This is a genomic window from Halorientalis litorea (assembly GCF_023028225.1).
Taxonomy (GTDB): Archaea; Halobacteriota; Halobacteria; order Halobacteriales; family Haloarculaceae; genus Halorientalis; species Halorientalis litorea.
On the sequence record NZ_CP095482.1, the window covers coordinates 1,711,894 to 1,728,962 of the forward strand.

The window sequence follows — 17,069 nt, forward strand, 5'->3', positions numbered from 1 at the left end:
TTCATACAACCAAGTTTTGGACTTTTAACACTACGTTCGGATGGAAATGAGGCGAGACACAACAAAAAATAAGATTAAATCCTGGGATTGCACGAACATACAGGTAATCAACACAATCCTTGGAATATGGAACTAAGACAAAAGGTGTAATCTTTGTACAATACAATCTGAAATACCAGCGAAAAGTCGACGTGAGTTCCCCTCCGGGGTCGGGGCTATTCGGCGAACCGCCGCTCCAACAGGGTCACGAGGAGGTACGCGGCGAGTCGTTGCGTCCCCTCACTGTCGTCGAAGTTCGGGGCCACCTCCATCAGGTCGGCCGCACCGACGGCGTCGTGCGTGCCGAGGGTCTCTACGACGGTCAACGCTTGGTCGGCTGAGAGCCCACCCGGTTCCGGCGTGCCAGTTCCCGGCGCGACGCTGGGGTCGACGGCGTCGATGTCGAAGGTGACGTACACCGCGTCCGTCCCTGCGGCGGCCGCGTCGATGGCCTCCGTGACGACTGGCCCGATGCCGCGCTCGTTCACGTCACGCATCGTCGAGAGGTGGAGTCCCGTCTCGTCGGCGAACTCGAAGAAGCCGGGGGCCTCGTAGCCGCGGATGCCGACCTGACTGACGTGTTCGTAGTCGCTGTACGCCGAGTCGGCTATCAACGCGGTGCTCGACCCGTGGAACTCCTCGCCGAAGATTGGACTGCCGCTGCTCGTATCCGTATGTGCGTCTATCTGGACCACCCCGACCGTCTCGTGGCCCGACCCGGCGGCGAACCCGCGGAAGGAGGGTGCGGTGCAGTAGTGGTCGCCACCGAGGACGAGGGGGAAGGTTTGCTCCGCCACGGCCGCGACGTGGGCCTCGATGCTCTCGGCCGTCCGCTCGTGGTCCATCGGGAAGACCGGCACGTCACCGCAGTCGGCCACCGAGAGGTCACCGAAGTCGACCTGCCGTCCGGTGCGCATGTTGGTCAGTCCTCCCTTGTACCCCGAGAGGTACGCCCACCAGCCGCTGGCTCGCCGGATGGCCCGGGGACCGTAGCGGGCACCCGGGCGGTTGCTCACCGCGCCGTCGTAGGGCACACCGAGGACAGCAGCGTCCGCGTCGGCCACCTCGTCGATGGCACGCGCGTCCCCGTTCAGGAAGGTATCTACGCCCGCGTAGGGCAGTTCCGCGCCGGGATGGGCTTCGGCCGCACGGCGGACGAACTCGCTCGGGTCCCCCGTCACGCTACCACCGCCCGGAGGGCGTCTTCGAGCGCGTCGACTCCGTGTGCGAGTTGGTCGCGTTCGATGGTCAGTGGTGGCTGAATCCGCAACACGTTCCCGTGGTACCCACCGACGCCGACGATGACGCCGGCCTCCCGGAGGTGGTCGCCGACTGCCGTCGCGAGTTTCGGGGCCGGTGCCGGAGCGACGTCCATCGGTCCGCGCTCGCCGTCCGGGGTGACCAGTTCGACGCCGTGCATCAGTCCCAGTCCTCGGGTGTCGCCGACGGCCTCGAACTCGGATTCGAGAGCCGCGAGGCGGTCTTCGAGCCACGCACCCTGCTCGGCGGCGTCGGTGACGATGCCGCCTTCGAGTTCGTCGATTGCCGCCAGTGCCGCCGCACAGCTGACCGGGTTGCCCCCGAACGTCGAGAGGTGGTCGCCCGCCTCGAAACTGTCCGCGACCTCCGCGCTCGCGGTGAACGCACCCAATGGGAGGCCGTTGGCGATGCCCTTCGCCTGTGGCATGATGTCGGGAACGATGTCGAAGTGCTCGGTGGCGAACATCTCGCCGGTCCGGCCGTAGCCGCTCTGTACCTCGTCGACCACGAGCAACGCGTCGTGGTCGTGTGTAATCTCCTGGACCTCCCGAAGCCACCCCTCCGGCGGGACGACGATACCGCCCTCGCCGAGGACTGGTTCCACGACGACAGCGGCCAAGTCCCCGGACGTGTGGGTGCCGATGACCCGTTCGAGGTCGTCCGCACACGCACAGGAACACGGGCCGCCGGTACACAGCTGGCACCGGTAGGCGTACGGCGGTGCGACGTGTGCCACGTCGTTGATGGTGGGTGCCATCTCGCTCTTGTAGGCCTTGTTGCCGGTCAGTCCGAGGCTCCCCAGCGTCCGGCCGTGAAACCCCATCTCCAGCGCGACGACCTCCGCACTCCCCGTGTGCTTGCGAGCGAGTTTCAGCGCGCCTTCGACGGCCTCGGTCCCGGAGTTACAGAAAAACGACTTTTCGAGGTCCCCCGGCGTGATGTCCGCGAGACGCTCCCCGAGTTCGGCGACGGGGCCGCTCGGGTGTACGTACGAACACCCGTGAACGAACTCGTCGAGTTGTGCCTTGGCCGCCTCGACGACTGCCTCGTTGTTGTGGCCCACGTTCGCGACCGAAATTCCGGCGAACAGGTCCAGATACTCGTTGCCGTCGTAGTCTTCGAGCGTACAGTCCGACGCGCGCCGAACCGGTACGTCGAGGTGCTTCCATATCGGCATCACGTAGTCGTCGTACCCGGCGACGACAGCGTCGTTCCGCGAGTGAGTCTGTTTGTCTGACATTGTGACCTACGCGACCGTGAACCGACACGGCGTTACATTTGGACTATTGACGAAATGTATTAAGCATTTTCACAGAAATGACTAACAAATGCGTGGATATTGTATTCAAAATCACTCTATCCGACGAATTATTATGGGGGCTTTTCGAACAGAGCGTATGCGACACCGAGACCTCTCACACACCGTCGAGACGGACATGCCCGTGTTCCCCGGCGACCCCCCTGTGGTGGTCGGCCCACACACCACCGTGCCCGAGGACGGGTACCGCGTCTCGGCGGTCGAGTGCGGGAGTCACGCCGGCACACACGTCGACGCGCCGAGCCACACCGAGAGCGACGGCCGGGCTATCGACGCCGTCGGGGTCGACCGGTTCGCGTTCGACGCCGTTCGGGCCGACTGCCGCGGCCTCGACCCACGGACCCCCATCGGCCCCGACGCACTCCCGGCGACCGACGCCGACCTGCTCGTCGTCCAGACCGGCTGGGACGCACACTGGGGCGACTCGACGTACTTCGACCACCCGTTCCTGACGCCCGAGGCGGCCGCGTTCTGTGAGGGGCAGGGGTACGACGTCGCCGTCGACGCGCTCAACGTCGACCCGACGCCGACCGAAAACGCCCGGCCCGGCGAACCGGACGGGTTTCAGGCCCACCACACACTGCTGGGCAACGACTGTCTCATCTTCGAGAACCTCACGGGCCTGTCGGGACTCCCCGAGCGGCTCGAGGTGCTCGCGTTCCCCCTGAAACTCGGGGGCTGTGACGGCGCGCCCGTCAGGGCAGTCGCACGCTACGACTGACTGGCGACGGCGGCAGTGTCAGAGTCGCCCGGACCCGCCCGGGTTCGCTCTGACGCCCAGAACGTCCATCGCCAGCCGGACCGCGACGCGGGCGGACATGTTCGCGATATCGTGGACGGGGCTACACTCGACGATGACGTGGGCGTCGATACCGCCCTCGGCGAAGACACGCATCATCTTGAGTGCCTCCCGCGGCGTCAGACCGGCGGGTTCGGGTGTCGTGACGCCGGGGACGAACCCTTGGTCGATGACGTCGAGGTCGGTGTGGAGGACGACGCGGTCGGTGCCGTCGCTCGCTACCTCGATGGCCTCCTCGGCGACGTCTTCGATACCTCTGTCGTCGATGTCCCAGATGGACCGCATCGTGATGCCCGTCTCCTCCGCGAACTCCCGGCCACCCGGTGGGTTCAGCGGCCCATTCATACCCACGAGGGCGACGTTCTCGGGCGAGACGTTGTCGTTGTCCATCGCCCGTGTCACCGTCGTCGCGTGGTTGTTCTTCATGCCGCCGACGCTCTCGGCGGTGTCCATGTGCGAGTCGACGTGGATGTACCCGACATCGCCGTCGGTTTCGCCGGCGACGGCGTTCACGATGGGAATCGGGCAGGAGTCGTCGCCGCCGAAGACGACCGGGAAGGCTCCGGCCTGTACGATGTTCCGAACGCACTTTTCGGCCCGGGCGAACGTCTTGGGGATGCTCCCCGGGACGATGCCGATGTCGCCCGCGTCGACGAGGTTCAGCGACTCGTGGAGGTCCGTCCCGTACTCGGCGTGGTACCCCAAGTAGTGTTCCGAGGCGAGACGGACCGCACGCGGTCCGTAACTCGTCCCGGGGCGACACGTGTTGGTCGCTTCCCACGGGAACCCAAGCATCGCCGCCTTCACACCCGCGTCCTCCATCATGTCGGTCTCGGGCGGGAGTACCTCCGACTTCAGGAACGTCGGGATGCCGGAAATCAACGACGAGGGAAACGACTCCCCGCCGCCCTCCGTGTCAGTGACGTAGTCGCCTTCGACCTTTCCGGTCGTGTAGTAGTAGTTCTCCAACTCGTCTACTTTGCCCATGTTTGAACTCGTAGCCGAGTAATCAACAACTACACAAAGAATTTTCGGTAAAACACGTTCAATTGTCTAACATTATGGCTAAATGACCAACAAAGTAAAGTAAAGCCCGTCTATTGTCGGACGTGGATGCAAGAGTACAGCATACCCAAAAAAAGCGGGGCCTCGTTCTACGTGGACGAGGGGGAGTGCTTCGAGGTGAGCAACCCGGAAGGCGAGCAGATAGCTGACCTCGTGGCGTTCACCCGGGAGGACTTCTCGGAGAAGTACTCCCAAGCGTACACGAGACACCTCAACGACAAACTGCGCATCTCGGAGGGCGACTCCCTGTACACGAACGAAGGGAACCCGATTCTGACCATCACCCACGACGACTGTGGGGTCCACGACATCCTGTACGGGCCGTGTAACGAGTGGCTGTTGAACGACCTCTTCCAGTCCGAACCCGGCGGCTGTCGGGAGAACCTCTGGGTGGCGGTCCAACCCGAAGGTATCTCCGAGGAGGAGGTACCGAACACGCTGAACGTCTTCCAGAAGTCGACTATCAGCGGCGACCAACAGGAACTCGAACTGGGCCGGAGTCCCGCCGACCCCGGCGACGTGGTCGAGTTCGAGGCCGACCGAGACGCGCTGGTCGCGGTCTCCGCCTGCTCGGCGGCCGACATCGCCAACGGTGACGAACTGACCGGCATCGACCTCCGGGTCCCCGACTACACGACGATTCACGGCGCGTCGATTCAGAACGAACACAACCACTGACGGCGGCCCGACCGTCTCGACACGAACCGACCGGCGACCGACGCCGAGTTCCCGCCCACCCCCTCACTGTAGCCCCGCCGCGCGCGTCAACTGACTGCCGCCGACGCACGGGCGATAAAAATATGATTACCAACTCCTATAGCGGCAATAAAACAATGCATGTTCGGGTATACCGAGGTAAATTGGTTGAAAACTTTGAATATGCGTATATTTATGTTCACACTTTGTCTCTGGACTAGACAGTATGTCGGAGATTCCACCGAACATTCACGCACCGACGCCCGAGGAAGTTCGGGAGAAAGCGGCGAAACACCACATGGACCTTTCAGAGGAGGAAGTCGAGGACTTCACCGCGGCCATCGCGGACACGCTCGCCGGGTACGAGCGGTTGGACGAACTCGCTGACCCGAAACCGGGACTTGAGTACACGGACCGTGACCCGGGGTATCAACCCGGTCCCGACGAGGACCCGCTCAACGCGTTCGTCCGGAAGTGTACGGTCGCGGGTGCCGACTCGGGGCCGCTCGCGGGCTACGAGGTAGGCCTCAAGGACAACATCGCAGTCGCCGGCATCGAGATGACGTGCGGGTCGAAACTGTTCGAGGGATACGTCCCGGAGACGGACGCGACACTCGTCACGCGGCTGCTCGACGCTGGCGCGACGATTACTGGCAAACTCAACATGGAAGACATGGCGTTCTCCGGGAGCGGCGAACTCTCGGCGACGGGGCCGGTACGCAACCCGCGTGACACCGACTACATCGCCGGTGGCTCCTCCAGCGGGTCCATCGCCGCCGTCGTGAACGGGGATGTCGATGTCGCCATCGGCGGCGACCAGGGCGGGTCGGTCCGGATTCCGGCGTCCTGGAGCGGCGGTGTCGGACACAAGCCGACCCACAGCCTCGTGCCCTACACCGGCATCGCCGGCCTCGGCCGGACGTTCGACCACACCGGCCCGATGGCACGAACCGTCGAAGACTGCGCCCGCGTTCTCGACGTTATCGCCGGGAAAGACCCCGCCGACCCCCGACAGGGTGCCGTTCCGACCGACCAGTACACGGACGCCTTGGACGACTCCGCATCCACCCTCACCGTCGGCGTCCTCGAAGAGGGGTTCGGCCACGACCAGAGCGAGCGCGGCGTCGACGCCACGGTCCGGGACGCACTCGACGAGTTCGAGGAACTGGGTGCCGATGTCACCGCCGTCTCGGTGCCGATGCACCTCGACGGCCTCCCCATCTGGAACGGCGTCGCCATCGAGGGGACCACCGCCACGGTCAACGGCGAGGGCGTCGGGTACGGTGGGTCCGGTAGATACGACACGCAGTTCATGGAGGCGTTCGCCCAAGCACGCCGCACCCGTGCCGACGACTACCTCTCGACGGTGAAGTTGACGCTCATCCTCGGGCAGTACCTCGCCGACGAGTACCGGAGCCACTACTACGCGAAGGCACAGAACCTCAGCCGCGACCTCGCGCGGACGTACGACGAGGCCCTCGCCGACGTCGACGTACTGGCGATGCCGACGACGCCACAGACGGCCCACGAACACCGCACCGACCTCTCCCGGTTGGAAGTCATCGACAGGGCACTGAGCATGCTCCCGAACACTGCACCCTTCGACGTGACCGGCCACCCGGCACTGTCGGTACCTGCGGGCGAATCTGACGGCCTCCCGGTCGGCCTGATGTTCGTCGGCGAGCGGTTCGACGACGCGACTGTCCTCCGGGCGGGCTACGCCTTCGAGCAGGCCGTCGACCCGGACATCCAGTAGTTGCTCGGCGGCCCCGTCGCTGGACTGGCGTCGGTTGTCGGTCGGCGTGTGGTTCGCGGCCACCGAGTGGGGCGACGACAGGGGTGTTCGTCCCGTCGTCAGTACCCTAACTGTTCGCGGACGAGAACGACCGTCGTCCGGCCATCCTCGAGTTCCTGCCGGAAGACGAGCTGCTTGGCGATGGCCGAATCGACGCCGTAGGCCTCCTTCGCCCGCTCGTTCTCCAGCGGGTACGCGACGGATTCGAGTCGGGCGAAGGCGTCCGAGAGTGTCGGGACGATTTTGTTCACGCCGCTGACGATGACGACGTTCCCGGCGGCGAAGGGGTACGCGCCGATGCGACTTCCCGACCGGTCGGCCGCCACGAGTTCACCCGTCGACGCGATGGCGTTGATGCCGCCGAGGAAGTAGTCCGCCGTCTGTGCCTCTCGACGTGCAGTCTGGCGTTTCTCGTCGTCGTCGATGCCCCAGATTTCGTCGGGGAGACTCTCCCACTCGTGGTCTCCTTCGTTCAGGTAGTCGACGAACCCGACCTCTTCGAGGGTCGTCGAGTGTCCGTTCATCACGGACGCACCCGCAGGGATGTGGGACTGGATGGTGTCGAGTGCTTCCGCGGCCGACTCGACGACGACGACCTCGAACCCGTTGGCTTCGAGGTTGGCGACGGTCTCTTCGAGCGTCTCCTCGTCCGGCTGTTCGTCCAGTGCTGTGTCGATTTCTGCGTCGTCTACGTAGTCTGACTTTTGTTGTGACATGGGGAATTGGTTCGCATACACCCGTAGTGGCGGGAACCACATAGTCGCTCGCGGACACCTGTGTCCGGTGGTTACGCGGGTGTTACCGTCCGTTTCGGTACCCCTTCTCTCTCTCTGCTTCGAGAGCGAGCGAACTCGGGACGCCGTGGTCGCGATGCTCGTCGGATTCTTCGTGGTCTGTGGCTGGCTGGTGCCGTTTCTCGTGGTCGGGCAAGTCCGGTGGCCGCAACGGGGCACCTGACCGGGTTGTCACTCGTCGAGATAGGGCTGTTCGATGCCGGAGTCGCCACCGAGACGTGCGTTTAGCCACCGAGTGATGAAGTCGAAGACGGCGACGAGTGGGTAGAGTAGTCGCTCCACGAGGGAGATGGGGACCGCGACTCTGCGTGCCCACTGTCCAGCGTTTCCGAGACCGTACGATTTCGGGACTATCTCGCCGAATACGAGAACCACGAAACTGGCCACCACCGTCGCCACCGTGACCGCACTCCCGGTTGGGAGGAACTCGACGTCATAGGCGACGTACACCTGTTCTGTCATTCGATAGTACACTTCGGCTGTCTACACGCAAAGCCCGTGCTGACTTCAGAGGATGTATGCAGCACGGCGTCAGAGAATGTCACCGATCCAGTCACACCACTGCTGGAAGTCCTCAGCCCCACATTGATTGGCGATATTTCGGAGCGTGTCGCCACTGTTCAGAGCGTGTCGCCACTGATTTCTTTACCCATAGGTATTGTGACGTTTCAGACTTCACTAGTCTCTGGATGGATGTACCGGAGTTTGAGATGGCTCCCCGCTCGGTCGACTGGTTGATATCCCATTTCGGTAAGTGCGTTCACCAGTTCCCGGGACGAATACGGGGCCGGCACAGCTACTCAGAAAACCACGGTGCGTCGGGCTCCTGCGGTTCGTCCGGGACAGCGTCGGGAGCGACCCCGAGATCACGCAAATCGGCATCCGTTACTGGTTCCCCGATATCTCCCCTGTGCAGTGCGACTGCTTCGTCCAGATTGGCAAGTGCCTCGGAGCGTGTCTCGCCCTGACTCGCCACGCCCACGCCTTCGTCAATTGCTGACCACCGGCCGTCTTCCTCCTCGACGAGACGGATCTTCCGCTGTCCCGAATCCGAATCGCCGGCGTCAGCCCGTGCCATGTGCCTCAGTACTTGACCGAACCTGAAAACGCCTCGGGAGTCCGTGACTGTTGGAGACGCGCTCTGTATACAGCAAGCGTGCTGAAACTTCTCACCGAGTGCGGGCGTTCACCGGGGTTGCGCTGAACGAAATGAAGACCACTTCGCCAGCAGTCACAGGAACCCCACAGAGAGTGGCTGCTGGGCCGAAATTTCGGCGATACGCTGTCGACGGGCGGCGAGGGATTTGAACCCGAATGCGAGACTTCGCTTCGCTCGTCTCGCGTAATTCAAACCCTCGCGGCGCACATTTGCGCCTCACGAGTTGTTCGGCGCAAAATCGAGCGGGCGGCGAGGGATTTGAACCCCACTCGTTCCGCTCCCGTCGGTCGCTCCACTCCCTGCTTCAAATCCTCGCCGGAGACCGTTCGCTGCTCGCGGATTGCTCGCAGCAGAACGGAGCGGGCGGCGAGGGATTTGAACCCCCGACCATCTGGTCCGGAACCAGGCGTTCTGTCCGCTGAACTAGCCGCCCTCGAATGTGGGTAACAGAAGAGCCGGTATAACCGTTGTGAACTCAGGGCTGTTCGCCCGTCTCCAGCGTGAAGTCCGCGGTCGGGTAGGCCGTGCAGGTCAGGCAGTAGCCGTTGTCCATCTCCTCGTCGTTGAGGGTGTCGTTGTTGGAGTGGCGGATGTACTCGTCGGCCGCGCCGTCCTCGATGTGGCCGGCACAGGAGAGACACGACCCTTCACGGCAGGCGTAGGGCAGGTCCCAGCCTTCGTCCTCGCCGATGTCGAGGATGTTCTCGTTGTTGGCGATTTCGATAGTTTCGCCCTCCTTGGCGAACTCGATTTCGTAGACTTCGACCTCGTCCTCGGGGATGGCGTCGGGGTCGAACCCTTCCTCTTCCTCGGTCTCCTCGCCCTCCGCGAGTTCGCCCTCGCTCCCGGCCTCGACGGCACCGGCGGGGACGCCGCCACCGCCGATGGAGCGGTTCATCGGCTCGGCGAACTCCGTCTCGGGAACGCTCTCGGCACGCTTCTCGAGGACTTCCTGTGCGATGTCCTCGTTGGGTTCCCACCCGGTTCCCGACGAGTAGTGCAGGGCGACGACGACCGCCGTCAGCACGGCCCCGGCTGCGATACCCAGTGGATCGACCATACGCGCCGGTATGGAGTACGGGTTTAACTAACTGACGCTCTCCCGCCACGCTCGCCGTCGCTCGCTCGCGGACCCCGGCGGACACTCACTCTCGGCGTGCGACTTCGTGCCGTCCGAACCCGTACCGGAGGCGGTTAGCGAGACGGCGGGCGAACCGACCAGGCACTTCGCCCTCGCCGGTGGCCCGACTGCCGAACCGCTCGGCGAGTGCCTGATAGATGAGCGGCACGGGGACCTCCTGTTCGAGTGCCTCCTGGACGGTCCACGTCCCGGTCGACCCGCCGGCGACGTGGTCGGCGACGTCGCCGAGGTCGCTCCCCTCCTCGCGGAACGCCTCCTCGCAGAGTTCCAGCAGCCACGAGCGGATGACCGCCCCGTTGTTCCACGTGCGCGCGACGGCCTCTAAATCGAGGTCGAACCGGCCGTCGGCCAGCAACTCGAACCCCTCACCGTAGGCCTGCATCAGCGCGTACTCGACGCCGTTGTGGACCATCTTGACATAGTGGCCGGACCCGGCCGGTCCCATCCGGTCGTGGCCGTCGGGGCCGGTGGCGACGGCGTCGAAGACGGGGCACAACTCCTCGTAGGCCCACTCGGGGCCGCCGACCATCAGCGAGAATCCCAGTTCCGCGCCCGCGGGGCCGCCGGAGGTCCCACAGTCGAGGAACGCGGCCTCGGTCGCCTCGGCCCGGCGCAGGGAGTCGTGGAAGTTCGAGTTCCCGCCGTCGACCACGATGTCGTCGCCGTCGACGTGGGGTGCGAGTTCGTCCAGCGCGGCGTCGACCGGGTCGCCCGCCGGGACCATCAGCCAGATTCGTTTCTCCGAACCGAGACGCTCCGCGAGGTCGCCGATGGAGTCGGCGGCAGTCGCGCCCGCGTCGGCGGCGTCCGCGACGGCCGCTTCGTCGACGTCGAACGCCGTCACGTCGTGGCCTGCGTCGAGGACGCGGTCCACGACGATTCGTCCCATCCGTCCGAGTCCGATGACGCCGAGGTGCATACTCGCGGCGTCGGTGCCGGCGGTGGTAGTGGTTGCGGTTCGCTCGAAGCGAAAAGTTATACACAGGACCGACCGAACCCTATGATATGGGCCTGATGTCGTCGGTAGTACGGTAGCGTACGGTCGCACTGTTTTCGACCGCCACACGACGCATCAGCGGAGTCTGAATCATGAGTGACTTACCGGATACCTACGACCCCGACCGGGTAGAGCCGAAACGGCGTGAACAGTGGCAGGAGACCGACCTCTACGAGTACGACGAGAGCGAGTCTGCCGACGGGAGTACCGACTACGTGGTGGACACGCCCCCGCCGTACCCCACGGGGAACCTCCACATCGGGAACGCATTGGGGTGGTGTTACATGGACTTCGCCGCCCGCTATCACCGCCTCGTCGGCGACAACGTTCTCTTCCCGCAGGGGTGGGACTGTCACGGCCTCCCGACCGAGGTGAAAGTCGAGGAGAACAACGATATTCACCGGACGGACGTGCCCCGCGACGAGTTCCGCGAGATGTGTATCGAACACACCGAAGAGCAAATCGCGGCGATGAAGGACACGATGCACACCCTCGGGTTCTCACAGGACTGGTCCCACGAGTTCAAGACGATGGACCCGGAGTACTGGGGCGAGACCCAGCGGTCGTTCGTCCAGATGGAAGCGTCCGAGTACGTCTACCGCGACGAACACCCCGTCAACTGGTGTCCGCGATGTGAGACGGCCATCGCCGACGCGGAAGTCGAGACGGAGGAGGGCGTCGAGGGGACGCTGTACTACGTCACCTTCGAGGGCGTCGGCAACGACGACATCGAAATCGCCACGACCCGCCCGGAACTGCTGGCGGCGTGTGTCTCGATGGCGGTCGCACCCGACGACGAGCGATACGAGGACCGCATCGGCGACACGTTCGAGGTGCCGCTGTTCGGGCAGGAGGTCGAACTCATCGCCGACGATGAGGCCGACGCCGACTTCGGGACCGGCGCGGTCATGATCTGCACCTTCGGGGACAAACAGGACGTGAACTGGTGGATGGAACACGACCTCGACCTGCGGATGGTGTTCACCGAGGACGGGCACCTCACCGACGACGCGGGCGAGTACGCGGGCCTCTCCATCGACGAGGCGAAAGCGGAGATTGCGGCCGACCTGGACGCCGAGGGGTACCTGACCGACACCGAACCGACCGAACAGAACGTCGGGCAGTGCTGGCGGTGTGACACACCCATCGAAATCCTCTCGAAAGAGCAGTGGTTCGTCGAGGTTCGGCAGGACGAAATCCTCGGCCGCGCCCGCGAGGTGGAGTGGATTCCCGAGCACATGTACGACCGCCTCGAAGACTGGACCGAGGGGATGGAGTGGGACTGGGTCATCTCCCGCCAGCGCGTCTTCGCCACGCCCATCCCGGCGTGGTTCTGCGGCGAGTGTGCCCACATCCACGTCGCCACCGAAGACGAACTCCCCGTCGACCCGACCGACGAGGACCCCGCCATCGACGCCTGCCCGGAGTGTGGCGGGACCGACTGGCACGGCGAAACCGACGTGATGGACACGTGGATGGACTCGTCCATCACGCCGCTGTACGTGCAGGGCTGGCCCGAGGGCGACTTCCAACCGGCCAGCCTCCGCGAGCAGGGACACGACATCATCCGCACGTGGGCGTTCTACACTATCCTCCGAACGGCGGCACTGGAGGACGAGATTCCGTGGGACGAGGCACTCATCAACGGGATGGTGTTCGGCGAGGACGGCAACAAGATGTCCAAGTCCCGCGGCAACTTCGTCCAACCCGAGGAGGCCGTCGAGGAGTACTCCGCCGACGCTTTCCGGCAGGCGATGGCGATGGGCGGCCAACCCGGGAGCGACATCCAGTTCCAGTGGAAGGAGGTCAAGTCGGCCAGCAAGTTCGGCACGAAGGTCTGGAACATCACCCGCTTCGCCGCCGACCACCTCGACCCCGACCCGGCCATCGAGGACCCGGCCTACCGCGACGCGGACCGCTGGATTCTCTCGCGGGCGTCGCGGGTCGCCGACAGCGTGGCCGAGCACATGGACGAGTACCGCTTCGACGCCGCCCTACGCGAACTGCGGGAGTTCGTCTGGCACGACCTCGCCGACGACTACCTCGAACTCATCAAGGGTCGCCTCTACGAGGGGCGTCCCGGCGAGCGCAACGCCGCCCGGCAGGCACTCTCGACCGCGCTCTCGGCGTCGCTGCGCATGCTCTCGCCGTTCGCCCCCTTCCTGACGGCGGAGGCGTACGACGCTCTCCCCGACACGGAGGGGAGCGTCCACGCCGCCGACTGGCCGGACATCGACATGGCCGACGAGGCGGCCGAGGAAGTCGGGGCACTCATCGCGGACGTGGCGTCGACGGTGCGTGGCTGGAAGTCCGACGAGGGGATGGCACTGAACACCGACCTCGAAAACGTCGAGGTGTACCCCGACGACACGCCGGAGAATCACGTCGACACCTACGACTTGAGCGAAGGGGTCAACGCGCCCGTCCACGTCCTCGAAGGCGAACCCGCCGTCTCGCTGGTCCCGGTCGAAGTCGACCCGGACCACTCGGTCATCGGGCCGGAGTTCCGTGACCGCGCCGGTGCTGTCGTCGGCGCGCTCGAACGAGCCGACCCCGAAGACATCAAACAACAACAGCGGCTCGACGGCGAGATAGCACTCGACGTGGACGGGGAGACGGTGACCGTCCCCGGCGACGCCGTGGAGATAGTCGAGGAACACCGCGCCGAATCCGGTGAGGAGGTCGCAGTCGTCGAGAGCGACCTCGCGACGGTCCTCATCTACGAGTGAGTCGGTCCACACCCGACACGGTCGGGATACACTGAGCGCGGACGGCGCGGGTCACCGGTTTGTTTCGGACCCAAAGTTTCATACGTTTTACCGTCGCCACTGAAACGTAGAACCGACCGATGAGTTACCGCACACGCCCGACGACTGCATCTCTCGCTGGACGGCACCGAACTGCCGGAGGAGGTGCCGATGGTCTTTAGCCAGGCGGCACGGATACTGCTCGACGCGTCCATCGTCTTGCTCATCGTCGCCTCGCTCGTGGAGGTGTACATCGACGTATCTGACCGGTCGCCCTCCTCGTTCCTGCCGCCGGTGCTCGCCCGGTATCCACCGTCGGAACCGGCGACGGCCATCGCACTGGGCGGCGGTGTCGTGTTCGTGCTCGGGTTCGCCGTCGAACTGGCAGTTGCCTACGGCGCGCGTGGTGCGATAGTCCCGCCGGGTGGCCGGATACTCATCTTCCTCCTCGCGCTCGTCTCCTTCCTGTTCGCCGGCGGGTTCGTCGTCGACGAGGACGATGCAGAGCCGGAAGTCGAGAGCTAACCGGCCCACTCGACCCGTTCGAGCGCGTCGGTACTGCAGTACGGACACGCGGGGTCGCGCAGGTCGGCCCGGTAGACGAACTCGCGGCCACAGTTCGGACAACGGTACCGGACGGCCTCCTCCCGGGACGGCGAAAACACGCGTCCGAGTGTCTCGAACAGTCCCATACCGGTGTGTACGCCGGTCGTGGTGTTAAGCCACACGCCGCCCGCGACACGCGTTCCGTACCGTTTTCCACCGCGCCCCCGTAGTCGGCCGCGATGACCGACTCGGACGACACCGTCGCAGATATCGACGACGTACGTGACCGACTCACCGACCTGTTCGCCGACGCCGAGGCGGCCGGGGTCGAACGGGACGCGTTGGTCGGCTTACTGACCGCACACCTCGCCGCGATGCGGGGGAGCGTCCGCCTCCCGCTCTCGATGCCGCCGGACCGTGCCCGGGAGTTCACCGACCGGGCGAGCGACCACCTCGGGGAGCGGGTGGAAGTCGAACTCCTCGTCTCCGAGGACGTGGTGACCGACCTCGAACTGCAACTGCAGGTGTTCGAGGCCGAGGAGTGACTCACGCCGTTTCGAGGTCGTACTCCCACTCGTCGTAGCCGCCGCTGAGACTGGCGACGACAGCATCGTCGTCGACTCCCTCGTACGATTCGAGGATGCGGCCCGCCTGGACCGAACTCTCCCCTTCCTGACAGACGAGAACGACCTCCTCGGCCCACTCGATGTCGTCGATGCGGTCCGCGAGTTCCGCGTACGGGAGGTTCCTCGCGCCGGGGATGTGCCCCGCCGCGAAGGCGTCCGGCGACCGCGTGTCGACTACCTGCACGTCGTCACCACGCGCGAGTTTCTCCTGGAGCGTCGCGTCGGATATCCGCTCGACCATCTCGTCTCTGCCTTGGCCCCTCCGTCGCTAAAGCCCATCGCTAGCACCCCTCGACGCTCGTGTGTGGCACAAGAGCTATATGCTGGTGTGGTATAGCATACCATGTATGGCGTCAGCACCGAGCGACGACGATATGTTCGACCAGTTTCTCTCGAACCGTGGCCACGAAACCGAAGCAGTCGGCTGGGACCAGAGCTACAACAAACTCCAGTGTCCCGACTGCGGCGGACTCCACGACACGGCGGCGACAGAGTGCTCGGTGTGTGGGTGGGTCCCGGACGAGTAGGTACCCCCCCTCTTCGTCGTCGTGTCGTTCGTAGCCGATGGACTGACTCGTACGTCTACGGAGAGCAGCCGCTCGAGCGTCGCGCGAATGGGAGAATGGGGGGAGGGGCGTACCGCTACAGGTCGTCGAGCGAGTCGTGCAGGAACAGGCCCAGCGCGAGGTGATGGTACATCGCGTTCTCGACGCGCTCGCGCGCGTCGGTCGTGTCGTCCACGGAGTACTCTTTGGTCCGAACGAGTTCGTGCATCGAGAGGACGCCGTCGCTCTCGATGTCGTGCAGTCGCGGGTAGACCGTTCCGGGGCTGAGTTGTGCGTCGAACAGCCGCGACAGGTCGTCGATGAGTGCCTTTCCGTGCGTTCCATCCCGAAGCGTTATGAGCGCGACCAATATTTCGTCGAGATTCTGTTTGACGATCTCGTCGTCGAACGCGAACGACTCCTCGACGGCGAGTGTCTCCATGACCGAAGACAACACCTGCTCGGGCTCTCTCTCGTCTGCTCCCGGCTCACCGGGCGACGCGGTGTCGCCGCCAGCAGAGAGTTCTCGTATCAGCGTGTTCACCAGCCGACTCGTACTCACGTTATCTCCGGACATGACACATCACGTGGACTCGCACCACGTCTTCCCCTCTGCCCCCGACACACATAACCCCCATCCCGCAACTTCTCCCCGCGAAAACGGGTATATAAAGGCGATTTCAGCCGCTGAAAACACCCCGCCTTTGATGTAGCTAGGCTCGGTCGGTGACCGGCTGAAGGGGGGCGAACCCATACGCAATATCTTTTTACGCGGGTGGCCAGTATGTCCCGATAGTGGACGAGGAACGTAGCATCGAACAAGTCCTCGACACCATCGGGGACGAACACGCACGTGCGATACTCGCTGCAATAAGCATCGAGCCGCAGTCGGCGAAGGAACTCGCCGAGGAGACTGGACTGTCGCTGCCGACTGTCTACCGTCGCATCGAGATACTCGAAGAACACGAACTCGTCAAAGACCGGACGCTGGTCGCCGACGACGGCAACCACTACAAGATATACGAGTCGAACTTCGACTCGACCGTCATCTCGCTCGAAGAGGAGGGCGAGTACCGCGTCCGCATCTACCGCGAAGAGAACCTGCCCGACCGGTTCAGCCAACTCTGGGACGAACTCAATCCCGACTGACCCGACCCGTGGCTGAACTGCTTACAGACTGACCTGACTCGCGGCCGAACTGCTTATATTTATACCGGGCGCACGAGCAACCAACTGTATGGTCGAGGTGGTGGCAATCGCCCGCGGAGTCTTGATTCTGATGCGGCTCGTTACCTTCGGACTAACGCTCGGGCTGACGCTCATCAGTTTCCAAGCCTATCGCAAGAAACGCTCGGACAAACTCCAGACGGCTTTCATCGGCTTCGCGTTCATCAGTATGGGCGTTGCCGTCACCAACGTCATCACGCAACTCGGTGCGGAGGCTGGCGGAAACGAACTCCCGCTCGTGTTCCTCCAGATGACGGAGACGATTCCGTTCATCGTCGGTTTCACGATGCTGTACCTCTCGCTGTACCGGTAGCG

20 protein-coding genes and 1 tRNA gene are annotated in these 17,069 nt (G+C 64.3%); 9 read left to right on the top strand and 12 right to left on the bottom strand.

All coding sequences use genetic code 11. The features are described from left to right. Positions 1-215 precede the first annotated feature (215 nt). Both speB and MUG95_RS09210 read right to left on the bottom strand, forming a co-directional pair. Positions 216-1,220 carry an agmatinase gene (gene speB, locus MUG95_RS09205; protein ID WP_247005878.1) on the bottom strand — a complete coding sequence of 335 codons (1,005 nt, stop codon included), beginning with the start codon at positions 1,218-1,220 and terminating at the stop codon, positions 216-218. Then, positions 1,217-2,539, bottom strand: a complete 1,323-nt coding sequence (locus tag MUG95_RS09210; protein WP_247005880.1) for an aspartate aminotransferase family protein — start codon at positions 2,537-2,539, stop codon at positions 1,217-1,219. The genes speB and MUG95_RS09210 overlap by 4 nt, the downstream gene beginning before the upstream one ends. 157 nt (positions 2,540-2,696) lie before the next feature. On the opposite strand from MUG95_RS09210, the gene MUG95_RS09215 reads away from it, so the two are divergent. After that, positions 2,697-3,338, top strand: coding sequence for a cyclase family protein (locus tag MUG95_RS09215; protein WP_247005881.1), 642 nt, complete (start codon positions 2,697-2,699; stop codon positions 3,336-3,338). Between the two features lie 18 nt (positions 3,339-3,356). On the opposite strand, the gene MUG95_RS09220 is transcribed toward MUG95_RS09215, so the two are convergent. After that, entirely contained in the window at positions 3,357-4,403 is a 1,047-nt protein-coding gene (locus MUG95_RS09220; RefSeq protein WP_247005883.1) for an agmatinase family protein, read from the bottom strand. A 126-nt stretch (positions 4,404-4,529) separates the two neighbouring features. Between MUG95_RS09220 and MUG95_RS09225 the strand changes: the two genes are divergently transcribed. Continuing rightward, positions 4,530-5,159 carry a DUF1989 domain-containing protein gene (locus MUG95_RS09225; protein WP_247005885.1) on the top strand — a complete coding sequence of 210 codons (630 nt, stop codon included), beginning with the start codon at positions 4,530-4,532 and terminating at the stop codon, positions 5,157-5,159. A gap of 244 nt (positions 5,160-5,403) precedes the next feature. Beyond that, positions 5,404-6,933: an amidase gene (locus MUG95_RS09230; RefSeq protein ID WP_247005887.1), complete on the top strand. Its 1,530-nt coding sequence runs from the start codon at positions 5,404-5,406 to the stop codon at positions 6,931-6,933. A gap of 98 nt (positions 6,934-7,031) precedes the next feature. Here MUG95_RS09230 and MUG95_RS09235 read toward each other — a convergent pair whose 3' ends face one another. The 6 genes from MUG95_RS09235 to MUG95_RS09260 all read right to left on the bottom strand — a co-directional run bounded on the left by MUG95_RS09235 (position 7,032) and on the right by MUG95_RS09260 (position 10,985). Continuing rightward, positions 7,032-7,688 carry a lactate utilization protein gene (locus MUG95_RS09235; protein WP_247005889.1) on the bottom strand — a complete coding sequence of 219 codons (657 nt, stop codon included), beginning with the start codon at positions 7,686-7,688 and terminating at the stop codon, positions 7,032-7,034. Between the two features lie 249 nt (positions 7,689-7,937). Then, positions 7,938-8,228: a CNNM domain-containing protein gene (locus MUG95_RS09240; RefSeq protein ID WP_247005891.1), complete on the bottom strand. Its 291-nt coding sequence runs from the start codon at positions 8,226-8,228 to the stop codon at positions 7,938-7,940. Between the two features lie 334 nt (positions 8,229-8,562). Continuing rightward, positions 8,563-8,844, bottom strand: a complete 282-nt coding sequence (locus MUG95_RS09245; RefSeq protein ID WP_247005892.1) for a type II toxin-antitoxin system HicB family antitoxin — start codon at positions 8,842-8,844, stop codon at positions 8,563-8,565. Between the two features lie 441 nt (positions 8,845-9,285). Then, positions 9,286-9,358: transfer RNA gene (locus tag MUG95_RS09250), tRNA-Arg, on the bottom strand. Between the two features lie 42 nt (positions 9,359-9,400). Continuing rightward, positions 9,401-9,985 (bottom strand): 2Fe-2S iron-sulfur cluster-binding protein, encoded by a 585-nt coding sequence (locus MUG95_RS09255; RefSeq protein WP_247005894.1) that lies wholly within the window; start codon positions 9,983-9,985, stop codon positions 9,401-9,403. Positions 9,986-10,070: 85 nt separating this feature from the next. Next, positions 10,071-10,985, bottom strand: coding sequence for a decarboxylating 6-phosphogluconate dehydrogenase (locus MUG95_RS09260; RefSeq protein WP_247005895.1), 915 nt, complete (start codon positions 10,983-10,985; stop codon positions 10,071-10,073). Between the two features lie 170 nt (positions 10,986-11,155). Here MUG95_RS09260 and MUG95_RS09265 point away from each other — a divergent pair, with 170 nt between their 5' ends. Further along, complete coding sequence (locus MUG95_RS09265) at positions 11,156-13,792, top strand: valine--tRNA ligase (RefSeq protein WP_247005898.1); 2,637 nt, start codon at positions 11,156-11,158, stop codon at positions 13,790-13,792. A 189-nt stretch (positions 13,793-13,981) separates the two neighbouring features. After that, a complete protein-coding gene (locus tag MUG95_RS09270) occupies positions 13,982-14,335 on the top strand; it encodes a hypothetical protein (protein WP_247005900.1) in 354 nt (117 codons plus the stop codon). On the opposite strand, the gene MUG95_RS09275 is transcribed toward MUG95_RS09270, so the two are convergent. After that, positions 14,332-14,502 carry a TFIIB-type zinc ribbon-containing protein gene (locus tag MUG95_RS09275; RefSeq protein WP_247005902.1) on the bottom strand — a complete coding sequence of 57 codons (171 nt, stop codon included), beginning with the start codon at positions 14,500-14,502 and terminating at the stop codon, positions 14,332-14,334. The genes MUG95_RS09270 and MUG95_RS09275 overlap by 4 nt on opposite strands. A 93-nt stretch (positions 14,503-14,595) precedes the next feature. Between MUG95_RS09275 and MUG95_RS09280 the strand changes: the two genes are divergently transcribed. Continuing rightward, on the top strand, positions 14,596-14,901 hold the full coding sequence (locus MUG95_RS09280) for a hypothetical protein (RefSeq protein ID WP_247005904.1): 306 nt from the start codon (positions 14,596-14,598) through the stop codon (positions 14,899-14,901). 1 nt (position 14,902) lies between these two features. Here the strand turns inward: MUG95_RS09280 and MUG95_RS09285 are convergent, their stop codons facing one another. Then, positions 14,903-15,223: a rhodanese-like domain-containing protein gene (locus tag MUG95_RS09285; protein ID WP_247005905.1), complete on the bottom strand. Its 321-nt coding sequence runs from the start codon at positions 15,221-15,223 to the stop codon at positions 14,903-14,905. Between the two features lie 106 nt (positions 15,224-15,329). Here MUG95_RS09285 and MUG95_RS09290 point away from each other — a divergent pair, with 106 nt between their 5' ends. Continuing rightward, entirely contained in the window at positions 15,330-15,509 is a 180-nt protein-coding gene (locus MUG95_RS09290; protein WP_247005907.1) for an HVO_0416 family zinc finger protein, read from the top strand. A gap of 115 nt (positions 15,510-15,624) precedes the next feature. On the opposite strand, the gene MUG95_RS09295 is transcribed toward MUG95_RS09290, so the two are convergent. Further along, the gene (locus MUG95_RS09295; protein ID WP_247005909.1) at positions 15,625-16,089 is read right to left on the bottom strand and encodes a helix-turn-helix domain-containing protein; all 465 of its coding nucleotides are present in this window, start codon (positions 16,087-16,089) and stop codon (positions 15,625-15,627) included. Between the two features lie 233 nt (positions 16,090-16,322). Here MUG95_RS09295 and MUG95_RS09300 point away from each other — a divergent pair, with 233 nt between their 5' ends. Both MUG95_RS09300 and MUG95_RS09305 read left to right on the top strand, forming a co-directional pair. Further along, a complete protein-coding gene (locus MUG95_RS09300) occupies positions 16,323-16,676 on the top strand; it encodes an ArsR/SmtB family transcription factor (protein WP_247005910.1) in 354 nt (117 codons plus the stop codon). 88 nt (positions 16,677-16,764) lie between these two features. After that, positions 16,765-17,067, top strand: a complete 303-nt coding sequence (locus MUG95_RS09305) for a DUF7521 family protein (protein WP_247005915.1) — start codon at positions 16,765-16,767, stop codon at positions 17,065-17,067. Positions 17,068-17,069 lie beyond the last annotated feature (2 nt).